A 20,220-nucleotide genomic window follows, 5' to 3' on the forward strand; every position below is an offset into this window, starting at 1 on the left:
GACATGTAGGCGTTGAAGAAGTGGCGGAAGCCGTAGCGCCGCTTGTCCTTGCCGGTGGTGTCGTTGGAGTGCGTCAGGCCGCACATGAAGACGACGCCCATCTCCTGGGCCAGCGACTGCACGGCGACGGCGACGCCCGAGGACGAGCCGCCGGAGAACATGATGACGCCGTCCTTCTCGATCATGCGCTTGGCCGAGGCGCGGGCGGCGTCGGACTTGGTCTGGGTGTCGCCGGTCACGTAGGTGACCTTCTTGCCGAGCACGCCGTTGCCCTTCAGGGACGAGGGCTTCATGGTGCCGATCATGCCGCCGTCGCCCTCGCCGTTGAGGTGCTTGACGGCCAGCTGGTAGGCCTTGAGCTCGTCCGCGCCCTCGTCGGCGTAGGGGCCGGTCTGCGGCACGTTCCAGCCGAACACGACGTTCGGATTGTTGCCGGGGTCGTTGCGGAACTCCTGGGCCCAGGCGCGCCGGCGCATGACCAGCGGCGCGGCCAGGCCGGCGCCGAGCAGGGCGCCGCCCTGCAGGACGCGGCGGCGGGCGAACTTACCGTCGAAGACTGACATTGCCGTTTCTCCTCCCGTTGTTGAGCCGACTTGGTCTTGCGACCACGTGCGAGCGGGTCGTCTCGTTCTGGCTGCTGTTATGGCGAGAGGCTGGGCGTCGAATGAAAATGAGTCAATAAGATACTGGAATTGCTTGGATCTTCTGTAAATACCCCGTTGTGAAGATTGCGGCCGTTGTAAAATTGTGACAAGAAGGCGGCGGCGGGACCGTCGGGGTCGAGGTCGCGCAAGGGGGGCGCATGACACGACAGCTGACCGGTTTCAGGATCCGCGAGCGCCGCCGCGAGCTGGGGCTCAGCCAGGTCGCGGCGGCGCGCGAGATCGGCATCTCGGCCTCCTACATGAACCTCATCGAGCACAACAAGCGGCCGATCGCCGGACGCCTCCTGCGGCGCATCGCCGAGGTGCTGGCGCTCGAGGCCGACACCCTGACCGGCGTCAGCGAGCGGCGCCTGGCCGACGAGCTGGTCGAGCTGGCGGCGGAGCCCCTGGTCCGCGCCGGCTCCCTGGCCGGCACGCTCGACGAGCGCTCCGCGGGCGACCTGGCCGCGCGCCACCCGGGCTGGGCGCAGGCGCTGCTCGCCTTCCACCGCGCCTACCGCGAGCAGTCCCAGGCCGTCGGCGCGCTGTCCGAGCAGCTCCAGCGCGACCCCTTCCTGCGCGACACGGTGCATCAGATCCTGACCCAGCTGGCGACGCTGCGCTCGACCGCCGAGATCCTGCAGAGCGTCGAGGATCTGGGGCCCGAGCAGCAGCGCCGCTTCATCGCGATCATGGCCGAGGAGAGCCTGCGCCTGTCGGGAGTCGCCCAGGGCCTTGCCGGCTTCTTCGACAGCGAGCAGGCGCGCACCCGCCCGGCGACCGCCAGCGAGGAGGTCGAGGACTTCATCATCGAGCGCGGCAACTACTTCGAGCCGCTCGAGGCGGCCGGCCGCGAGCTGGCGCGCGCCCTCGAGGGCCGCGGCGATACGCCGATGAGCGCGCTGATCGAGTACCTGGGCGCGCGCCACGGGGTCAGGGTCGTCAGCCGCCCGCCGCACGAGGTCGCGCAGGCCGGGCGCGGGCCGGCGAGCGAGGAGGGGTGGCGCAACCTCTGCTTCTTCGACGAGGAACAGCGCCACCTGGTGTTCCTCGACAACGCCTCGATCTCGACGCGCCGCTTCCAGCTCGCGCGCCTGGCCGCCGAGCTCGGCTGGGAGGAGGTCATCGAGCGCGAGGCCGACGATCCCCGCCTGACCTCGAAGGCGGCGCGCGCCCAGGCCTTCCGCGCCCTCGCCTCCTATCTGGCGAGCACCCTGCTGCTGCCCTACGAACGCTTCCAGGCCGACGCCGTCCGGACGCGCTACGACGTCGAGCTCCTGCGCCAGCGCTACGATGCCTCGGTCGAGCAGGTCTGTCACCGCCTGGTGACGCTGCGACGGCCAGGCCGGGAGGGCGTGCCCTTCGCCTTCCTGCGCGCCAATCCGGCCGGCTTCACCACCAAGCGCTTCCCGCTGCCCGGTCTCGCCCTGGCGCGCCACGGCCACGCCTGCCCGCTGTGGGCGATCTACGGCTCGTTCCAGACGCCGGGCCGGGTGATCCGGCAGCTCGCCGCCTTTCCCGACGGCTCGCGCTACCTCTTCATCGCGCGCACCGTGACCAAGCAGCCGGCGACATTTCAGGAGCAGCCCTTCCTGCACGCCGTGATGCTGGCCTGCGAGGAGATCCATGCCGACCGTACGGTCTACGCGGACGGCCTCGACCTGGCCGCGGCGCAGAGCGCGACGCCGGTCGGCCCGGCCTGCCGGCTCTGTCCTCGCTCGGCCTGCCTGCACCGCGCGGAGGCGCCGATCGTGGCGCCGCGGCCGCGCGACGGCGGGTAGCGCGCCGAGGCGGTTCGAACGTCGGCGTTACGTGGCCGCCGCCTTGCGGTTACACTGGTCCCGCGAAGCCGCAATGAACGACGGCCGCACGGAAAGAAGGGCCGCCTCGCCGGCTCGCGAAGGGGGAACGCGTGGCAGCCAACGTCTTGATCGCCGAGGACGAGCCCAATCTCGTCGAATCGCTGAGCTTCATCCTGCGCCGCGAGGGCTGGAGCGTCGCGGCGGTCTTCGACGGCGAGGCCGCCCTGGACTGGCTGCGCGCCTCGGTGCCCGACGTGCTGGTGCTCGACGTCATGCTGCCCAAGCGCAACGGCTTCGAGGTGCTCAAGGCGATCAAGGCGGATTCGCGCCTGGCCCGGATCCCGGTACTTGTGCTGACCGCCAAGGGGCAGGAGCGCGACCGCAGGACCGCCGAGCAGCTCGGCGCCGACGCCTTCGTCACCAAGCCCTTCTCGAACCGCGAGGTGGTCGAGAACATCAAGCGCCTGGCGGGGCTCTGAGGCTGCCGTGGGACCCGGTTCGACGAGGGGCGCCGCGAGGAAGGCCGGCCGGTGAGGACGGCGCGCAGGGGCGGCGAGGGCATGCTGGCGCTGCTGGCGCTCGGTCTCTGGCTGCTGATGCCGCCGGTAATCTCCCTCTTCGTCGGGCCGTACAGCCTGTTCGGCATCCCGGTGCTGGTGCTCTACGTCTTCGGCGTGTGGCTGGCGCTGATCCTGGCGACGGCGCTGCTCGCCCGGCGGCTGCCGCGCGGCGAGCGCCGGCTGCCGGACCTGCCGCCGCCTAGCGATCCGGAGCCCGACTGATGCTCTCGGCCAACGTCGTGCTGCTGACCGCGCTGGCCTACGTCGCGCTGCTGTTCCTGGTCGCCTACGTCAGCGACCGGCGCTCGCGGCGCGGCTGGCTCGGCCTGGTCCGCTCGCCGGTCGTCTACACCCTGTCGATCTCGGTCTACTGCACCTCCTGGACCTTCTACGGGGCGGTCGGCTCGGCCGCGCGCAACGGCCTGGAGTTCGCCACCATCTACCTGGGGCCGACCCTGGTCTTCGTCGGCTGGTGGTTCCTGCTGCGCAAGCTGGTGCGCATCGGCCGGATCCAGCGCTCCTCCTCGATCGCCGACATGATCTCCTCGCGCTACGGCAAGTCGATGTCGCTGGCGGTGCTGGTCACGGTCATCGCGGTGATCGGCACGACGCCCTACATCGCGCTGCAGCTCAAGGCGGTGACGACCTCCTTCCAGGTCGTCGCCTCGGCGACCCACACCGAGCTGCTCGGCGTCGCCGAGGCGGACCTCGACCTGCGCGCCGGCTTCTGGGTCGCCGCCGGCATGGCCGTCTTCACGATCCTGTTCGGGACCCGCAACATCGACGCCAACGAGCACCACCACGGCGTCGTCGCGGCGATCGCGCTGGAGGCCCTGGTCAAGCTGTTCGCGCTGATCGCCGTCGGGCTCTACGTCGTCTTCGCGATCGGCGGCGGCATCGGCGAGGTCTTCGCCCTGCCGACCGCCCCGGCGGTACTCGGCGCCGAGGTCTTCGGTTCGCGCTGGGTTGCACTGACCTTCCTGTCGGCGACGGCGATCGTCTGCCTGCCGCGGCAGTTCCAGATCACCGTCGTCGAGAACGCCGACGAGGAGCACCTGCGCACCGCCGGCTGGCTGTTCCCGCTCTACCTGTTCCTGACCTGCCTCTTCACCCTGCCGATCGCGATCACCGGCCTCGCAACCCTGCCGGCCAGCGCCAACCCCGACATGTACGTGCTGACCCTGCCGATGCTGCACGGGCAGGGCGCGCTCTCGCTGCTGGTCTTCATCGGCGGCTTCTCCTCGGCGACTTCGATGGTGATCGTCGCCTCGATCGCGCTCTCGATCATGGTCTCGAACCACATCGTCATGCCGATCGCGCTGCGGCTGTCCTGGCTGTCGCCGGCGGTCAGCGGCGACGTCAAGAAGCTGCTGCTGGTCAGCCGGCGGGTCTCGATCGTGCTGATCCTCTCGCTCGGCTTCGTCTACTTCCTGTTCAGCGCGCGCTCCGACGCGCTGGCCGCGATCGGCCTGATCGCCTTCGCCGGCGTCGCCCAGTTCCTGCCCTGCATGATCGGCGGCCTCTACTGGCACCGGGCCTCCAAGGCGGGCGCCTTCGTTGGCCTGCTCACCGGCTTCGCGGTCTGGGCCTACACCCTGCTGCTGCCGAGCTTCGAGGACGGCGGCGTGCTGCCGGCCAGCCTGTTCAGCGAGGGGCCCTGGGGCTGGTCGCTGCTGCGCCCCGAGGCGCTGTTCGGCACCGCGGGCATGGATCCGCTGGTGCACGCCCTGTTCTGGAGCCTCAGTCTCAACGCCGGTCTCTTCGTCCTGATCTCCCTGGCCCGGGAGCAGAACACCCTGGAGCGCCTGCAGGCGACGCTCTTCGTCGACGTCTTCCGCAATCCCGCCGACAAGGAGTCGCGCTTCATCCACCGCTCGGCGGCGATCGACGACCTCTTCGTGCTGGCCCAGCGCGTGCTCGGCGCCGAGCAGGCCCACCGTCTGTTCCGCGACTACGCCCGGCGCCAGGGCATAGAGGAGGGGTTGCCGCGCCCGAGCACCGAATTCATCGCCCAGCTCGAGCGCGAGTTCGCGGGCTCGATCGGCGCCGCCTCCGCGCGGGTCATGATCTCCCAGGTCGTGACCGGCGAGACCATCAGCCTCGGCGAGATGATGCGCCTGGTCGACGAGACGCAGCAGGTCATCGAGTACAGCCAGCAGCTTGAGAACAAGTCCCAGCAGCTGCAGATGACCGCGCGCCAGCTGCGCCAGGCCAACGAGCGCCTGAAGCAGCTCGACGCCCAGAAGGACGACTTCCTGAGCCAGGTCAGCCACGAGGTGCGCACGCCCATGGCCTCGATCCGCTCCTTCTCCGAGATCCTGCTCGAGACCGGGGACCTGGAGAGCGAGCAGGCGACCCGCTTCCTGTCGATCATCCACGACGAGACGCTGCGCCTGACGCGCCTGCTCGACGAGATCCTCGACCTCGGCCACCTGGAGCGCGGCGAGCTGAGCTGGAGCCTGGAGCCGGTCGACGCCGAGGCGGTGCTGGAGCGCGCCGTCGCGACCTGCCGCGGCATGGCCGCGGCAGCCGGCGCACGCCTCGAGCTCGGCGCGCGCAGCGGCCCGGCCCGGGTGCTGGCGCACCAGGATCGGCTCGAGCAGGTCTTCATCAACCTCATCTCCAACGCCATCAAGCATAACCGCAGCCCGGCGCCGGTCGTGCGCCTGAGCAGCGGGATCGCCGGCGGGCTCTACCAGGTCACCGTCGAGGACAACGGCGAGGGCGTGCCCGCCGAGGCGCGCGAGCGGATCTTCACCAAGTTTTCGCGGACCTGGACCCAGGCGCCGCCGCGCGACGTCGGCGCCGGCCTGGGTCTCGCGATCAGCCGGGCGATCGCGCGCAAGATGAACGGCGAGCTCGAGCTGCTGCCGGCCAGCCCGCCGGGCAGCGGAGTCGGCGCCCGCTTCCGTATCGCCCTGCCCCTGGCCGCCGCCTCGACCGTCCCGCCGGTCCCGGCCCCGCTGCGCCGGGCCGGCGAGTGAGGGCCCGGGGGCGGACCCTTCGCCCCCTCTTCCCGTTGTCCCACTCCCGCCTTTCGTCATCCCCGCCCTCCCTTTCCGTCATCCCCGCGAAAGCGGGGATCCAGAGAACGGCGCGGTGGGCGCGGCCCGGACGGGCTCGTGCAAGGCAACCTCTTCCTCTGGGTCCCCGCTTTCGCGGAGACGACGAGGGAGGGACGGTGGGCGCGGACCGGGTGATGACGAAAAGAGGGGCCGTTCCGTCAGAGGAGCACCGCCAGCTCCAGCACGCCGATGACGATCAGGTAGATGGCGACGATGTAGCTGAGCAGGGCCGGCTTCATCAGGATCAGGATGCCGGCGACGATCGCGATGATCGGGTGGAGCAGAGCGGTGTCCATGGGGAGGTTCCTCCTAGGGGGTGACGGGACCGGGGAATCGGCCCCTCAGGGATTGCCGAGAGCGCGGGCCGCCAGCGCGGTCATGACCAGCGAGAGCCCGAGGAAGAAGATGCTGAGGCCGACCAGCAGGCCGATCGCCCAGGCCGCGCTGTCCGGCCAGCCGATCCAGATCAGCACCGCGAGCAGCAGGTCGACGAGGCCGCTGACCAGGACCCAGCCCCAGTTGCGCAGGTGGCGGCGGTATTCCAGGGCGACGAAGATCGAGGCGGCGCCCTGGACCAGGAACAGCACGGCCAGCAGGATCGTCAGGGTCAGGACGCCCTGCAGCGGCTCGAGCAGCAACACGAGACCGAGCGCGATGGCGAGGCCGGCGGTCAGCAGCGACAGGGGGTGGCCGGGGCTGCGCCGGCTGCCGAGCAGGGCGAACAGCCGGACGACGCCGCCGATCAGGAAGAGGGTGCCGACCAGGACGGCGATCGCCAGGCTGGCGACCTGGGGCAGAGCGGCGGCGATCACGCCGAGCAGCATCAGGGCCAGGCCCTGGAACAGGAACAGGCCCCAGTGCTCCCGGATCGCCTCCGCGACGGCGGCCCGCAGCTCGCCGGAGCGGCCCGGATCCTGCTCGCTCATGCCCGCTCGGTCATGCTGGAGGCCTTCCCCTCGGTGTCTCGCGGCGCACTATCGCAGGTTTCGCAGGCTAACGCGCGCCCCTGCCCCAGGTTTCCGTCCGGGGCGCGCCGGCGACAAGGGGGGCGATAGGGGGTGATTGCCGGGCGCGGCTCGCTGTAGAACTGGGCGGAGTAGAACCAGCAATCGACAGGAAAGACGGATGCGCTTGCAGGACAGGACGGCACTGGTCACCGGCGCGGCCTCGGGCTTCGGCGAGGCCATCGCCAGGACCTTCGCGCGCGAGGGCGCCAGGGTCGCGGTTCTCGACCTCAACGGCGACGGTGCCGAGCGGGTCGCCGGGGAGATCGGCGAGCGGGCGATCGCGATCGCCTGCGACGTCACCTCAGGCCCCGCCGTGGCCGCGGCCGTCGAGCGCTGCCGCGCCGCCTTCGGCAGCCTCGGGATCGTCGTCAACAACGCCGGCTGGAGCCATCGCAACCAGCCCATGCTGGAGGTCGACGAGGCCAGCTACGACAAGGTCTTCGCGGTCAACGTGAAGTCGATCTATCACATGGCCCAGGCGGCGCTGCCGGTGATGCGCGCCCAGGGCCACGGCGTCATCCTGAACGTCGGCTCGACCGCCGGCATCAGCCCGCGCGCCGGCCTCAGCTGGTACAACGCGACCAAGGGCGCGGTGAACACGCTGTCGCGCTCCATGGCGGTCGAGCTCGCCGGCGAGAACATCCGCGTCAACTGCATCGCCCCGGTGATCGGCGAGACGGCGCTGCTCGAGACCTTCATGGGCGCGCCCGACACGCCGGAGAACCGGGCGAAGTTCCTGGCGACCATCCCGATCGGCCGGATGAGCAAGCCCCAGGACATCGCCAACGCCGCGCTCTATCTCGCCTCCGACGAGGCCTCGCTGGTCACCGGCGTGGTCCTCCCGGTCGACGGCGGGCGCACCGTCTAGGGGCGGCGGCTCGCCGGAGTCGAGCCGGAGCCATGATCGAGCTCTATCCGGAGGTCCGGCTCGTCCACATCGTCGCGGTCGTCGCCAGCGGCGGCCTGTTCCTGCTGCGCGGCCTGGCGCTGAACCTGGGGTTCGCCTGGCCGCGGGCGGCGCCGCTGCGCTATCTCAGCTACAGCGTCGACACGCTGCTGCTGGCGGCGGCGATCCTGCTGACGACCCTGGTCGAGCAGTACCCCTTCCTGCACGCCTGGCTGACCGTGAAGGTGCTGCTGCTGGTCGCCTACATCGCGCTCGGCATCCTGGCCTTCCGGCAGGGGCGGCCGCGGGCGGTGCGCCTCGGCTGCTGGCTCGCGGCCCTGGCGGTCTACGGCTTCATCGTCTCCGTGGCGCGGGCCCACCACCCGCTCGGCCTGTTCAGCGGGCTGGCGGGGTAGGCGCCCCGCCGCGCAGTACTCCCTTGCGGCCCTTAGGCGGCTGTCGGCGCCGGCCCGGGCGCGCCCTCGGGCCAGACCGCGGGCTGCGCGAGGTGCGGCGGGCGCCGACCCTCGAGCACCGCCAGGACCTGCTCGACGCAGGCCAGGCTCATCGCCTTGAGGGCGCCGTCGGTCGAGGCCGCGGTGTGGGGACTGACCAGGCAGTTGGGCGCGCGCAGCAGCGGCGAGCCGGGGGTTGCCATTTCCGGCGTCAGGTCGTCCAGCCCGGCGCCGGCGAGCCGGCCCGCGGTCAGCGCCGCGGCGAGCGCGGCCTCGTCGACCAGACCGCCACGGCTCGTGTTGATCAGAAAAGCCTCCGGCTTCATCAGGGCGAGCCGCTCGGCCGAAATCAGGCCGCGCGTCTCCCCCGTCAGCGGCAGGTGCAGCGAGACGGCGTCGGCGCGGGCGAGCAGCTGGTCGAGGCCGGCGATGGGCCGGTGGCCGTCGGCGGCGATGGCCGCGGCGCGCTCGGGCCGCGCCCAGACCTCGACCCGCAGCCCGAGCGCGGCGGCGAGGCCGGCCAGGCGGCTGCCGATGGCGCCGTAGCCGAGCACGCCCAGGGTCAGGCCGGCCAGCTCGCGCGGCCGCGCCCGGCGCTTGTAGTCGGCCTCGCCGGCGCGCAGCGCGCGGTCGGCCGGCACCAGGTCGCGGGCCAGGGCGAAGAGCAGGGCCAGGGCGGCCTCGGCGACGCTGCGCGCGTTGGCGCCGGGCGTGAAGACGACGGGGATGCCGCGCCGGGCGGCGGCAGCGACGTCGATCATATCGAAGCCGACGCCGTGCTTGCCGATCACCCGCAGGCGGCCGGCGCCGGCGATCTCCTGGGCGGTCAGGCCGAGCAGGCGGGTGATCGCCGCCTCGGCGCGCGGCAAGGCCTCGGCGAGCAGCCCACGCTCGGCCCGGGGCAACTGCTCGACCTCGAGGCCGGCCGCCTCCAGGCGCGCGACGCCTTCCGGATGGATCGCTTCGGTGAGCAGGCAGCGGGTCATGGCGTCCGCGCCTATAGAGGCTGCCGGCGGCGAGCGGAAGACCCGATGCGCAAAGGGCGTCCCGAAGGACGCCCTCTGCTCGATTCCGATCCGGGTGACCGCCTCAGGTCAGCAGCGCCAGGATCAGCACGATGCCCAGCGGCAGGCCGAGCAGCCAGAGTATGAGTAGCGGCATAGGTCTCTCCCGATGCTAGCGGCGGCGTCCGAACAGGGCCAAGACGGTCTGCTCGTCGCGATGCTGCCCGCCCATGCCGGCGGCCCACCAGCTGCCGGCGGCGGCGACCAGCAGCGAGGCCGCGGCGATGAAGGCGGCGAGGACGGCCATCTGGCGCGCGGCCTCGGCGGCCTCGATCGCCTGCTGCTCGGCGGCCTGAAGCTGACCGGCGACTTCCTCGACACGCGCCTGGGCCTCCTCCTCGCTCATCCCCGTCCGCTGGGCGACGAGCGACGCCAGATACTCGCTGTCGTCCTCGCCCAGGGTACCGTCCTCGGCGGCCGAGAGGATCCGTCCGACCTCGGCACCGGACGCCTCCCGATCGGCTGCGGTCCCGGCGCCGGCCCGGGGCGCGGTGCCGGTGCCTTCGCCGCCGGGGCGGAGCAGGCTGTCGGCGAAGCGCTGGTAGGTCGATTCGTCGAGCGAGGCGGCGGCCGAGGCGGCACTGGAGGCGGCACCCGAGACGGCCTCGGCGCCGATCCGCGCGGTGCTCATGGCACCGGCCGAGAGGACGAAGGCGCCGACCAGGATGCTCACGCCCCAGACCGCCAGGCCGTGCGCGCCGTCACGGACGTCGGCCTCGTGCTCCGTCGCGCCGGCATGGCGGCGGCGCAGGCGGCCGGCGATGTAGGCGCCGGCCATGTAGCTGGAGCCGATCGTCCAGAGGCTCCACAGGCCCATGGCGATGATCAGGAAGGTGCCCGGGGTGCCTTCGTCGAAATCGACGATCGACAGGCCGATGGCGCTGCCGAAGGCGGCGAAGATCAGGAAGAGGGCGGAGGCGACGACGGCGCCGGCGAAGATCGCCGGCCAGTCGACGTAGCTGGAATGATCGCCGTCGCGGCCGGCCAGGGAGGCGGCGGCCTGCGGAGCGGCCTGGGAACCTTGGGTGGCGGCCATGGGAATGGGGTCCTTCCGACTGCTGCGGTGTGCCGCCGGGAACGACCGGGTCGCGCCAGCGGCGGGTTGAACGATGAACGGGCGGCGAAAGACGCCGCGCCTGGCCTTAGCCGAGTCCCAGGAGCGAAAGGATCGCCAGGACGATGACCACCAGGCCGACGAGATAGATGATGCCGTGCACGACGACCTCCAGGGTTAGTGAACGCTCGGTTCGGATACGTGTCCTGGCAACGCAGCGTCTCTCGCAGCGGTTCCATCCGCGTTTCGCACGCGCCCGCGGCCCCGCCAATCGGAAGACACTATTCCGGCACGGCTTGTCGGCTCCGGCGCGCCTGTGATCTTCTCGCTGGCGCGTGTCTCGCCGCTCCCGGAAGCCGGGACCGGCGGTACTATCCGAGGGGGAGAGAACAGGGGATGGATGCCAGGGGGATGGATGCCAGACAGATCAGGAGCGCCGCCGACGCCCGCGCGATCGTCGAGGAGCGCGATCTGAAGTACCTCAAGGTCGGGCTGTTCGACGGCGACGGGATCATGCGCGGCAAGTACATGGCGCGCGACAAGTTCCTGTCGGCGCTGGAGGGCGGCTTCGGCTTCTGCGACGTCGTGCTGGGCTGGGACAGCAACGACCAGCTCTACGATTCGGCGGCCTTCACCGGCTGGCACACGGCCTATCCAGACGCCACGGTGCGCATCCTGCCCGAGACCTGCCGCGAGCTGCCCTTCGAGCCGGAGACCCTGCTGTTCCTGGCCGAGTTCGCCGAGCGCGCCGAGACGATCTGTCCGCGCGGCCTGCTGCGCCGGGTCCTGAAGCGCGCCGAGGGCCTGGGGCTGACCGCCAGCGCCGCCTGCGAGTTCGAGTTCTTCCTGTTCGAGGAAACGCCCCATTCGGTGCGCGAGAAGAACTACCGCAACCTCGCGAGCATCACCCCCGGCTACTACGGCTACTCGATGCTGCGCAGTTCGGTGCATGCCGAGTTCTACGCCGAGCTGCTGTCCTTCTGCTCGGCCATGGACATGCCGATCGAGGGCCTGCATACCGAGACCGGGCCCGGCGTGCTCGAGGCGGCGCTGCTCCACGACGAGGCGCTGGCCGCGGCCGACAAGGCGGCGCTCTTCAAGACCTTCACCAAGGTGCTGGCGCAGCGCCTCGGCTGGATGGCGACCTTCATGGCCAAGTGGTCGCCGGACTGGGCCGGCCAGTCGGGCCACATCCACATCTCGCTGAAGGGCAGGGACGGCGAGGCGGTCTTCCACGACCCCTCCAAGCCCTCGAACATCTCCGACACCATGCGCTGGTTCATCGGCGGCCAGCAGGCCCTGATGCCCGAGCTGCTCTCGATGATCGCCGGCACGGTCAACAGCTACAGCCGCCTGATCCCCGGCTTCTGGGCGCCGACCTCGGCGACCTGGGGCATCGAGAACCGGACCTGCGCCCTGCGCGCCATCCCCGGCGCGCCCAAGGCGCAGCGCGTCGAGTACCGGATCGCCGCCGCCGACATCAATCCCTACATCGCGCTCGCCGCGGCGATCGGCTCGGGCCTGTGGGGCATCGAGCAGCGCATCGAGCCGAGCGCGCCGCTCCAGGGCAACGCCTACGAGCGCAAGCCGCCGGCGAGCCAGCGCCTGCCGGCGACCCTGATCGAGGCGGCCGGCCGGCTGCGCCGCTCCAAGGCGGCGCGCGAGCTCTTCGGCGACGCCTTCGTCGAGCACTACGCCCAGTCGCGCGAGTGGGAGGAGCGTGAGTTCCGCAAGGCGATCACGGACTGGGAGCTGCAGCGCTACTTCGAGATCATCTGAGCCGTCACCCACGCCTCCTCCTCGTCAATCCCGATTTCTCCCTCGTCATCCCGGCCTTCTCCCCGTCATCCCCGTGAAAACGGGGATCCATAGGGAGGCGCGGCAGAGCTGACTCGGCAGGCCTAAGGGCGGCGGCGAGTCTCCATGGATCCCCGTTTTCACGGGGATGACGAAGAGGGGGAGGATGACGAGTTGGCGGCGGAGGAAACGACACAGGCGAGGGGCGGCGCCGGGAGCGTTCCGGTCAGCCCTCGCCGAGCAGGTTGCGGCTGACCCGGAGCAGATGCTCGCGCATGGCGGTGCGCGTCGCCTCGGGGTCGTGGTCGGCGAGCGCCTCGACCAGGGTGCCGTGCTGGCGGTCGTAGACGGTGCGCAGCTCCAGCGTCACGGTGCGCTTCTTCAGCTGGTACCAGGCCGGCTCGTCGCGCACCCGGTTGATCGCCCGGCAGTAGTCGATCAGCACGGCGTTCTTGGTCGCCTCGAAGACGCGCAGGTGGAGCTGGGCGTCCCAATGCTCGAACTCGGCCAGGCCCCGCGCCGCGATCGAGTGGCGCAGCGCCTCCCGGATCCGCTCGAGATCGGTGGAGCTGGCGCGGTTGGCGGCGAGCGCGGCAGCCTGCGGCTCGATGATCAGCCGCACCTCCATCAGGTCGGCCGGGCTGGCCTCGCGCATGCGCTGGCTGAGCGTCACCGCGGCCGGGGCCGCGCTCGCCGGCTCACGCTCGTTCAGTCCCTCGCGCACGCCCTGGCGCACGAAGGTGCCGCGGCCGACCTGGCGGACCAGCACGCCCTCGCTCTCCAGGCGCTCGAGCGCCTGGCGCACCGTGTTGCGGGCGACTCCGAAGAGGGCCGCCAGGTCGCGCTCGGCCGGCAGCTGCGCACCCTCCCGCAGCTCGCCGGCGCGAATCCGCTGGCGAACGCCTTCGAGCACGAGGGTGGCGGAGCGGCCGAGCAGGAGGTCGGTCATGGGCTGTCCTTTGCACTGGACCCATCCTGATCCAATCACCAGCCTGCCGCAATGAAGTTGTGGATCGTCGGAATCTCGTTGACAGATATTCCGCTCCCCTGGAGTATTCGGGCAACGAAAGCACCGATTGGTTCACGATTGGATCAATTGGTTTAGACGAGGGGCGCGACACCGGTCGTCCGCGATCCCTCGCCCAGGGGAGGTGACATGCGCTACGTCGTTTACGAGCGGGCCGGGGCGGTCGGCATCGGCCGCCTGTCGGAAGACGCGGCCCAGGTCCGTCCGCTCGAGCTGACCGCTGCCGAGGCGGCGCGCGGCGTCCTTGCCCTGGTCGAGCGCGAGCTGGCCGGCCTGCCGCTGCGCGAGACCGGCGAGAGCCTCGAGACGGCGGCCCTCAGCCCGCTGCCGGCGGTGCCGCGGCCGGTGCGCAACCTCTTCTGCGTCGGCAAGAACTACTTCGAGCATGCCGAGGAGTTCGCCCGCAGCGGCTTCGATTCCAGCGCCGCCGCCGGCTCCGTGCCGAAGGCGCCGATCGTCTTCTCCAAGCTGCCCGAGTGCGTCGTGCCGCACGGCGCCGGCATCCCCGTCGACCCCAGGGTGTCCTCGGCGATCGACTACGAGGCCGAGCTGGCGGTCATCATCGGCCGCGGCGGGCGCGCGATCTCCCGCGCCGAGGCCCTGGACCACGTCTGGGGCTACACCATCGTCAACGACGTCACGGCCCGCGACCTCCAGGGCCGCCACAGCCAGTGGCTGATCGGCAAGTCCCAGGACGGCTTCTGCCCGATGGCGCCGGTCGCCACCACGGCCGACGCCTTCGACCTGGAGGAGGCCAGGATCCGCTGCTGGGTGAACGGCGAGCTGCGCCAGGAAGCCGCCATGAAGCAGCTGATCTTCGACGTGCCGACCCTGATCGAGACGATCTCCCAGGGCATCACCCTGCGGCCGGGCGACCTGATCGCGACCGGCACGCCCGCCGGCGTCGGCATCGGCTTCGACCCGCCGCGCTACCTCCAGGCCGGCGACCGGGTACGCATCGAGATCGAGGGCATCGGCGAGCTGGAGAACCCGGTCGTCGCCTACGATGCCCGGGCCGCCGCCCGGCCGGCCGCCGAGGCCGTGGCGTGAGCACGCAGGTCATCGAGGGCCTGGCGGTCGAGGTCGAGGGCGCCGGCGATCCCGTGCTCTTCGTCCACGGACTGGGGGGCACCTCGAACAGCTGGACGCCGCAGGTCATGGCGCTCGCCGGCCGCTACCGGATGATCCGGCCCGACCTGCCGGGCTCCGGCCGCTCGCCGCTCGGCGGCGGGGCCGGGGCGAAGCTCACGATCGAGAGCCTGGTCGAGACGCTGGAGAAGCTGCTGGGCGTGCTCGGCGCCGGCCGTGCGCACCTGGTCGGCCACTCGATGGGCACCATCCTCTGCCAGCACCTGGCGGCGCGCCGGCCCTCGCTGGTCCGCAGCCTGGCGCTGTTCGGCGCCTTTCCCGAGCCGCCGGAGGCGGCCCGCGCGGCGCTCGAGGAGCGCGGCGCCAAGGCGCGCCGCGAGGGCATGGCCGAGATCGCCGAGGCGACGCTCCAGGCCGGCACCGCGGCGGCGACGCGCAGCGACAACCCGGTCGCCGCGGCCTTCGTGCGCGAGAGCCTGATGCGCCAGCCGGGCGAGGGCTACGGCGCGACCTGCGAGGCGCTCGCCGGGGCGCGGGCCGCCGACCTGTCGCTGATCGGCTGCCCGGTGCTCCTGGTCACCGGCGACGAGGACAAGGTGGCGCCGCCGGCGACGCTGCGCGCGCTGGACTCGGCGCTCAAGGACAGCCGGGCCACGGTGCTGAGCCGCTGCGGCCACTGGACGCCGATCGAGAAGGCGGCCGAATGCAGCCGCGAACTGGGCGACTTCCTGGCCCGGGCGCGCTAGCCCCGGCCGCGACGAGGCGCGCCCGCTCGGGCGCGGTGCAGGCAAGCCGGCGTCAGACCGGCACGAACAACGGCCGAAAGCGCGCCCGGGGCGCGCGGAGGCGAAAGGCGCGCCGCGGCGCGCGAAGGGAGGATGGCATGGCCGAGGTTCTCTTCACGAATGTTCGCATCCTCGACGGCAGCGGCGACCAGCCGGCGACCGGCGAGGTGCTGGTCCAGGGCAACCGCATCAAGCGGGTCAGCCGCGGCGGCTACGGCATGGGCGGCCGCGGCGCCGGCAACGGATCGGGCGGCGGCCAGACCGTCATCGACGGCGCCGGCGCCACCCTGATGCCGGGCCTGTGCGACGCCCACGCCCACTTCAGCTGGAACAACCAGGGCAGCCTCGACGAGATCTACCGGATGCCGCCGGAGGAGCACACGCTCTACGCCGCCGGCGTTGCCAAGACCTACATCGACTGGGGCTTCACCAGCGCCGTCGGCGCCGCCTCGGCCAAGGCGCGGCTCGACGTGGTGATCCGCAACGCCATCAACGCCGGTGCCATCCCGGGCCCGCGCTACCTGGCCAACAGCCAGGAGATCGCCACCCTGGGCGGGCTCGGCGACACCGCGCCGCCGCACATCGAGATCCCGCAGCTCTCCTTCGCCGCCGTGATCAGCGGCGCCGAGGAGATGCGCCGCACGGTGCGCCAGTTCATCAAGTACGGCGTCGACCTGCTGAAGCTGAACCTCTCGGGCGAGGAGATCGCCGGCGTCGGCGCCGAGGAGACGCCGATGACCGACGAGGAGTGCGCGACCGCGGTCGAGGAGGCCAAGCGCCGCGGCAAGCGCGTCTGCGCCCACGCGCGCTCGGCGGAATCGATCAAGATGTGCGTCCGGCACGGCGTCGAGATCGTCTACCACGCCTCCTTCGCCGACGAGGAGGCCCTGGACCTGCTGGAGGCCAACAAGGACCGCTTCTTCGTCGCCCCCGGCCTCGGCTGGCTGATCAACACCTCGGCCAACGCCGGGCCCTGGGGCATTGCGCCCGAGGGGCCGCTCGGGCTGATGTACAAGCGCGAGCTCGAGGCCGCGGTCGAGACCATGCGCAAGATGCACCGCCGGGGCATCCGCGTGCTGCCGGGCGGCGACTACGGCTTCGCCTGGATGCCGCACGGCGACAACGCCAAGGACCTGCAGTACTTCGTCGAGATGGTCGGCATGTCGCCGATGGAGGCGATCGTCTCGGCGACCCGCCACGGCGCCGCGATCATGGGCCGGCCCGACGAGCTCGGCCAGGTCCGCGAAGGCTTCCTGGCCGACCTGATCCTGGTCGACGGCGACCCGCTGTCGAACATCCGCGTGCTCCAGGACAAGAAGCGGATCCTGGCGGTCATGAAGGACGGCCAGTTCCACCGGACGCCGGAGGTCTCCTCCCAGAGCCGCCAGATCCGCTGGGCGAGCTGAGGCGCGCCGCTTGGCCGACGTCGCCCGAGACCCTGTGCTGGACCGCCAGCCCCTGGCGCCGCGTCCGCTGCCGCTGACGCGGCGGCAACTGCGCGTCGGCGGGGCGGTGCTGGCGGCGGTCCTGGCGGCGGCGGTCTTCTGCCTGGGCCTGGTCGCCGGCTGGTGGCAGCTGACCGGCCAGGACAAGCGCTTCATCGCGACCGTGCTCAACGGCCTGACCCTGGGCGCGCTCTACTTCCTGGTCGCCAGCGGCTTCACCCTGGTCTTCGGGCTGATGCGCAACGTCAACCTGGCGCACGGCTCGCTCTACCTGGCCGGCGCCTACATCGGCTGGTCGGTCGCCGACGTCACCGGCAGCTGGTTCGCCGGCGTCGTCGCCGGCTTCCTGTCGATGGCGCTGGCCGGCCTGGTGCTGCAGCTCGTCGTGTTCCGGCGCATGGAGGGCCAGGACCTGCGCCAGACCCTGGTCACCATCGGCATCTCGATCGTGCTGGCCGACCTCATGCTCTGGCAGTGGGGCGGCCAGACCTACCAGTTCATCGCGCCGGACTGGATCGACGGCACGGTGCGCCTGCCGCTGGTCGGCATGGGCTACTCCTCCTACCGCCTGATCCTGCTGCTGGCCGCGGCGGTGATCGGCGTCGCGCTCTGGCTGTTCCTGAACCGGACCAAGGTCGGCACCATGATTCGCGCCGGCGTCGACGACCGCGACATGCTGGCCGCCTCGGGGGTCAACGTGCAGCGGATCTTCTGCATCGTCTTCGCCGTCGGCGCCGGCCTCGCGGGCTTCGCCGGGGTGGTCGGCGCGACGGCCCTCTCGATCGCGCCCGGCGAGGACGTGCGCTACCTGCTGGCCTCGCTGGTCGTGGTCATCGTCGGCGGCATGGGCAGCGTCGCCGGCGCTGCGGTCGGCGCCGTGCTGATCGGGCTCGCCGAGCAGCTCGGCCTCGTCTACAGCCCGACCTACGGCGTGGTCTACACCTTCCTGATCATGGTCGGCGTGCTGGTCTGGCGGCCCCAGGGCCTGCTCGGGAGGCGCGGCTGATGGCCAGCATCTCCGAAGAGCGCGACCGCCTGGCCCGGGCGACCGCCGCCGGCGCCGCGGCCCACACGGCCGGGCCGGAGCGGGAGCGGCTGCGTCTGCCCTATGGCTGGGGCTACCTGCCGCTCGGCCTGTTCCTGCTCGTCTTCCCGCTCTTCGCCGGCGAGTTCTGGGCCATGCAGATCGGCGCCTACACGCTGATCCTCGGCATCGTCGCCCTGTCGCTGATGTTCCTCGCCGGCTTCGGCGGCATGGTCAGCCTGGCGCAGATGACGGTCGCCGGTTGCGCCGGCTACTTCTTCGCGATCTTCGGCCACAGCTCGGTCGAGGCGATCAGCCTGGGCTGGAGCGCCTGGCTGTCGATGCCGCTCAGCCTGCTGGTCGCGACCGCCTTCGCGACCATGGTCGGCCTGCTCGCCTCGCGCACCGAGGGCATCTACACGATCATGATCACCCTGGCGATCGCCGTCGCCTTCTTCTACTTCACCCGCCAGAACTACGAGCTGTTCAACGGCTACAACGGCTTCGCGCAGATCGCGCCGCCGGCCTTCTTCGGCCTCGACTGGCGCGATCCGACGCTGTTCTACTATCTCTGCCTGGCCGTCGCCCTGGTCTGCTACGCGGCCGTCGTCTACCTGCGGCGCTCGACCTTCGGGCTCAGCGTGCAGGCGCTGCGCGACAACCAGCGGCGCATGCGCGCGCTCGGCTACCACGTCGCCGGCCACCAGGTCGCCGCCTACGCCACGGCCGGCTTCATGGCCGCGCTCGGCGGCCTGCTGCTGGTCTGGCTGAACGGCCGCATCTCGCCGGGCACGATCGGCGTGGGGCCGGTCATCGACATCCTGATCATCGCCGTGCTCGGCGGCCTGCGCCACCCGATCGGCCCGTTCCTGGGCGCGCTGGCCTTCGTGCTGCTCGACAGCTTCGCGATCGACCTGATCGAGCGCGAGCGCTTCAACACCGTGATCGGCCTCTGCTTCCTGGCCGTCGTCCTGTTTTCGCCCGACGGCCTGCTCGGCCTCTGGGCGCGGGCGCGCGACGCCCTGGCGAGGAGCGGCCGGCCGCGATCGTGAGGAGGGACACCGGACCACGGGAAGCCGGGCCAACCGGCCGCATCCGGTCAATCAACCAGGGAGGAAACAAGGAGATGACCATGCTTTCGAGACGTTCGCTTTTCGCCGCCGCGGCCATGGCGGCACTGGCCTGGGGCGCCGGCCCGGCGCAGGCCCAGGACACCATCAAGCTGGGCGCGCTGGCGACCCTGGAAGGCGCCTTCGCGGTCATGGGCCAGGACGGCATGCGCGCCGTCAAGCTGGCCCTGCAGCAGCACGACTACATGGCCGGCGGCAAGAAGATCGAGCTGATCGAAGGCTCGTCGGACGCCTCGCCGGACAGCGCGATCCGCGCCGCCAAGAAGCTGGTCGAGCAGGACAAGGTCGACATCCTGGTCGGCCCGCTGTCGGGCTCCGAGGGCCTGGCGGTCAAGGACTACGCCAAGGAGCACCCGGACGTGACCTTCGTCAACGGGACCTCGGCGGCCCAGGACACGACCCTGCGCGACCCCGCGGAGAACTTCTTCCGCTTCACCACGGACGGCGCCCAGTGGCAGGCCGGCCTCGGCGAGTACGCCTACAAGGAGAAGGGCTACGAGAAGGTCGTCCTGATCGCCGAGGACTACTCCTTCCCCTACACCCTGGCCCTCGGCTTCATGAAGGACTTCTGCGAGCTCGGCGGCAAGGTCGTCGACAAGTTCTGGGTGCCGATCGGCAACAAGGACTACTCCTCGATCGTCTACTCGATCCCCGAGGACATCGACGCCATCTACGTCGCCCTCGGCGGCGCCGACGCCGTCAACTTCCTGTCGCAGTACGAGCAGGCCGGTGGCAACAAGCCGATGATCGCCGGCTCGATCACCGTCGACCAGACGGTGCTCGGCACCAAGGGCAAGCGCCGCGACCAGGTCATCGGCACGCCCTCGGCGGGCCCGATCGCCGACGCCTGGGACGATCCCGACTGGCAGGCCTTCGTCCAGGCCTACCGCGAGGCCTTCCCGGACGGCTTCCCGACGCCCTCGCTGTTCGCGCACGGCTACTACGTCTCGACCAAGGCGCTGCTGGAGTCGCTCGACGCGGTCGAGGGAGACCTCTCCGACAACCACGCCAAGCTGCGCGAGTACATGTCGACCCACGAGTTCGACACGCCGACCGGCAAGATCCACCTCGACGAGAACCGCCAGGCGGTCGCCGACATCTTCCTGACCGAGGTCGCCGAGAACGAGAAGGGCGAGCTCTACAACAAGGTCGTCAAGATCATCCCGCAGGTGAACCAGACCCTCGGCATGGACCGCGAGGCCTTCCTGGCCCTCGGCGCGGTCGGGCGTGACAACCCGGAGTGCCGCGAGTAGACGCGGGATAGGCCGGGCCCGAAGGAGTCGGCGATGGCCGGAAGGCTGTCCCTGTCCGAAGCCGGTGCCGCTCACGCCCTCCGCCTGGAGGGCGTGAGCCGGCACTTCGGCGCGCTGGTCGCGGGGGCGGCCG

19 protein-coding genes are annotated in these 20,220 nt (G+C 71.2%); 13 read left to right on the plus strand and 6 right to left on the minus strand.

The genetic code is table 11. The annotated features are described in order from the left end of the window. On the minus strand, positions 1-563 hold a 563-nt coding region (locus tag WD341_RS11700; protein WP_368425636.1), incomplete at its 3' end, for an ABC transporter substrate-binding protein. Between the two features lie 239 nt (positions 564-802). Here WD341_RS11700 and WD341_RS11705 point away from each other — a divergent pair. The 4 genes from WD341_RS11705 (at position 803) to WD341_RS11720 (ending at position 5,990) form a co-directional block, all read left to right on the plus strand. Further along, a complete protein-coding gene (locus WD341_RS11705) occupies positions 803-2,425 on the plus strand; it encodes a helix-turn-helix domain-containing protein (RefSeq protein WP_368425637.1) in 1,623 nt (540 codons plus the stop codon). A gap of 131 nt (positions 2,426-2,556) precedes the next feature. Next, entirely contained in the window at positions 2,557-2,925 is a 369-nt protein-coding gene (locus WD341_RS11710) for a response regulator transcription factor (RefSeq protein WP_368425638.1), read from the plus strand. Between the two features lie 51 nt (positions 2,926-2,976). Further along, a complete protein-coding gene (locus tag WD341_RS11715) occupies positions 2,977-3,228 on the plus strand; it encodes a hypothetical protein (protein WP_368425639.1) in 252 nt (83 codons plus the stop codon). Further along, entirely contained in the window at positions 3,228-5,990 is a 2,763-nt protein-coding gene (locus WD341_RS11720) for an ATP-binding protein (protein ID WP_368425640.1), read from the plus strand. The genes WD341_RS11715 and WD341_RS11720 overlap by 1 nt, the downstream gene beginning before the upstream one ends. 239 nt (positions 5,991-6,229) lie before the next feature. Here the strand turns inward: WD341_RS11720 and WD341_RS11725 are convergent, their stop codons facing one another. Next, complete coding sequence (locus WD341_RS11725; protein ID WP_368425641.1) at positions 6,230-6,367, minus strand: DUF3096 domain-containing protein; 138 nt, start codon at positions 6,365-6,367, stop codon at positions 6,230-6,232. A 45-nt stretch (positions 6,368-6,412) separates the two neighbouring features. Continuing rightward, positions 6,413-6,997 carry an HdeD family acid-resistance protein gene (locus WD341_RS11730; RefSeq protein WP_368425642.1) on the minus strand — a complete coding sequence of 195 codons (585 nt, stop codon included), beginning with the start codon at positions 6,995-6,997 and terminating at the stop codon, positions 6,413-6,415. A 199-nt stretch (positions 6,998-7,196) separates the two neighbouring features. Between WD341_RS11730 and WD341_RS11735 the strand changes: the two genes are divergently transcribed. Then, positions 7,197-7,946 (plus strand): glucose 1-dehydrogenase, encoded by a 750-nt coding sequence (locus tag WD341_RS11735; protein WP_368425643.1) that lies wholly within the window; start codon positions 7,197-7,199, stop codon positions 7,944-7,946. A 32-nt stretch (positions 7,947-7,978) separates the two neighbouring features. After that, the gene (locus WD341_RS11740; protein ID WP_368425644.1) at positions 7,979-8,380 is read left to right on the plus strand and encodes a SirB2 family protein; all 402 of its coding nucleotides are present in this window, start codon (positions 7,979-7,981) and stop codon (positions 8,378-8,380) included. Between the two features lie 32 nt (positions 8,381-8,412). On the opposite strand, the gene WD341_RS11745 is transcribed toward WD341_RS11740, so the two are convergent. Continuing rightward, positions 8,413-9,405, minus strand: a complete 993-nt coding sequence (locus WD341_RS11745; RefSeq protein ID WP_368425645.1) for an NAD(P)-dependent oxidoreductase — start codon at positions 9,403-9,405, stop codon at positions 8,413-8,415. 190 nt (positions 9,406-9,595) lie between these two features. After that, positions 9,596-10,519, minus strand: a complete 924-nt coding sequence (locus WD341_RS11750; protein WP_368425646.1) for a hypothetical protein — start codon at positions 10,517-10,519, stop codon at positions 9,596-9,598. A 429-nt stretch (positions 10,520-10,948) separates the two neighbouring features. Here WD341_RS11750 and WD341_RS11755 point away from each other — a divergent pair, with 429 nt between their 5' ends. Further along, a complete protein-coding gene (locus WD341_RS11755) occupies positions 10,949-12,316 on the plus strand; it encodes a glutamine synthetase family protein (RefSeq protein ID WP_368425647.1) in 1,368 nt (455 codons plus the stop codon). A gap of 244 nt (positions 12,317-12,560) precedes the next feature. Here WD341_RS11755 and WD341_RS11760 read toward each other — a convergent pair whose 3' ends face one another. Then, positions 12,561-13,283: a FadR/GntR family transcriptional regulator gene (locus tag WD341_RS11760; RefSeq protein ID WP_368425648.1), complete on the minus strand. Its 723-nt coding sequence runs from the start codon at positions 13,281-13,283 to the stop codon at positions 12,561-12,563. 207 nt (positions 13,284-13,490) lie between these two features. Here WD341_RS11760 and WD341_RS11765 point away from each other — a divergent pair, with 207 nt between their 5' ends. From WD341_RS11765 to WD341_RS11790, 6 genes are all read left to right on the plus strand, one after another. After that, positions 13,491-14,411, plus strand: a complete 921-nt coding sequence (locus WD341_RS11765; protein WP_368425649.1) for a fumarylacetoacetate hydrolase family protein — start codon at positions 13,491-13,493, stop codon at positions 14,409-14,411. Then, positions 14,408-15,196, plus strand: coding sequence for an alpha/beta fold hydrolase (locus tag WD341_RS11770; RefSeq protein WP_368425650.1), 789 nt, complete (start codon positions 14,408-14,410; stop codon positions 15,194-15,196). The genes WD341_RS11765 and WD341_RS11770 overlap by 4 nt, the downstream gene beginning before the upstream one ends. A 137-nt stretch (positions 15,197-15,333) precedes the next feature. Next, complete coding sequence (locus WD341_RS11775) at positions 15,334-16,641, plus strand: amidohydrolase family protein (protein WP_368425651.1); 1,308 nt, start codon at positions 15,334-15,336, stop codon at positions 16,639-16,641. A 10-nt stretch (positions 16,642-16,651) separates the two neighbouring features. Then, entirely contained in the window at positions 16,652-17,686 is a 1,035-nt protein-coding gene (locus tag WD341_RS11780; RefSeq protein ID WP_368425652.1) for a branched-chain amino acid ABC transporter permease, read from the plus strand. Next, positions 17,686-18,756 carry a branched-chain amino acid ABC transporter permease gene (locus tag WD341_RS11785; RefSeq protein WP_368425653.1) on the plus strand — a complete coding sequence of 357 codons (1,071 nt, stop codon included), beginning with the start codon at positions 17,686-17,688 and terminating at the stop codon, positions 18,754-18,756. Before WD341_RS11780 ends, WD341_RS11785 begins: the two co-directional genes overlap by 1 nt. 80 nt (positions 18,757-18,836) lie before the next feature. Beyond that, entirely contained in the window at positions 18,837-20,087 is a 1,251-nt protein-coding gene (locus WD341_RS11790; protein WP_368425654.1) for an ABC transporter substrate-binding protein, read from the plus strand. The last annotated feature ends 133 nt before the right edge of the window (positions 20,088-20,220 follow it).

The sequence above is a fragment of the Tistlia sp. genome (genome assembly GCF_040905785.1).
GTDB lineage: Bacteria > Pseudomonadota > Alphaproteobacteria > Kiloniellales > DSM-21159 > Tistlia.

Bases quoted from the DNA above. Each gene is read 5' to 3' on its own strand.
- WD341_RS11720 (WP_368425640.1), top strand. From the start codon at position 3,228: ATGCTCTCGGCCAACGTCGTGCTGCTGACCGCGCTGGCCTACGTCGCG.
- WD341_RS11775 (WP_368425651.1), top strand. From the start codon at position 15,334: ATGGCCGAGGTTCTCTTCACGAATGTTCGCATCCTCGACGGCAGCGGC.
- WD341_RS11705 (WP_368425637.1), top strand. From the start codon at position 803: ATGACACGACAGCTGACCGGTTTCAGGATCCGCGAGCGCCGCCGCGAG.
- WD341_RS11740 (WP_368425644.1), top strand. From the start codon at position 7,979: ATGATCGAGCTCTATCCGGAGGTCCGGCTCGTCCACATCGTCGCGGTC.
- WD341_RS11765 (WP_368425649.1), top strand. From the start codon at position 13,491: ATGCGCTACGTCGTTTACGAGCGGGCCGGGGCGGTCGGCATCGGCCGC.
- WD341_RS11760 (WP_368425648.1), bottom strand. From the start codon at position 13,283: ATGACCGACCTCCTGCTCGGCCGCTCCGCCACCCTCGTGCTCGAAGGC.
- WD341_RS11730 (WP_368425642.1), bottom strand. From the start codon at position 6,997: ATGAGCGAGCAGGATCCGGGCCGCTCCGGCGAGCTGCGGGCCGCCGTC.
- WD341_RS11735 (WP_368425643.1), top strand. From the start codon at position 7,197: ATGCGCTTGCAGGACAGGACGGCACTGGTCACCGGCGCGGCCTCGGGC.
- WD341_RS11745 (WP_368425645.1), bottom strand. From the start codon at position 9,405: ATGACCCGCTGCCTGCTCACCGAAGCGATCCATCCGGAAGGCGTCGCG.
- WD341_RS11755 (WP_368425647.1), top strand. From the start codon at position 10,949: ATGGATGCCAGACAGATCAGGAGCGCCGCCGACGCCCGCGCGATCGTC.
- WD341_RS11790 (WP_368425654.1), top strand. From the start codon at position 18,837: ATGCTTTCGAGACGTTCGCTTTTCGCCGCCGCGGCCATGGCGGCACTG.
- WD341_RS11750 (WP_368425646.1), bottom strand. From the start codon at position 10,519: ATGGCCGCCACCCAAGGTTCCCAGGCCGCTCCGCAGGCCGCCGCCTCC.
- WD341_RS11725 (WP_368425641.1), bottom strand. From the start codon at position 6,367: ATGGACACCGCTCTGCTCCACCCGATCATCGCGATCGTCGCCGGCATC.
- WD341_RS11785 (WP_368425653.1), top strand. From the start codon at position 17,686: ATGGCCAGCATCTCCGAAGAGCGCGACCGCCTGGCCCGGGCGACCGCC.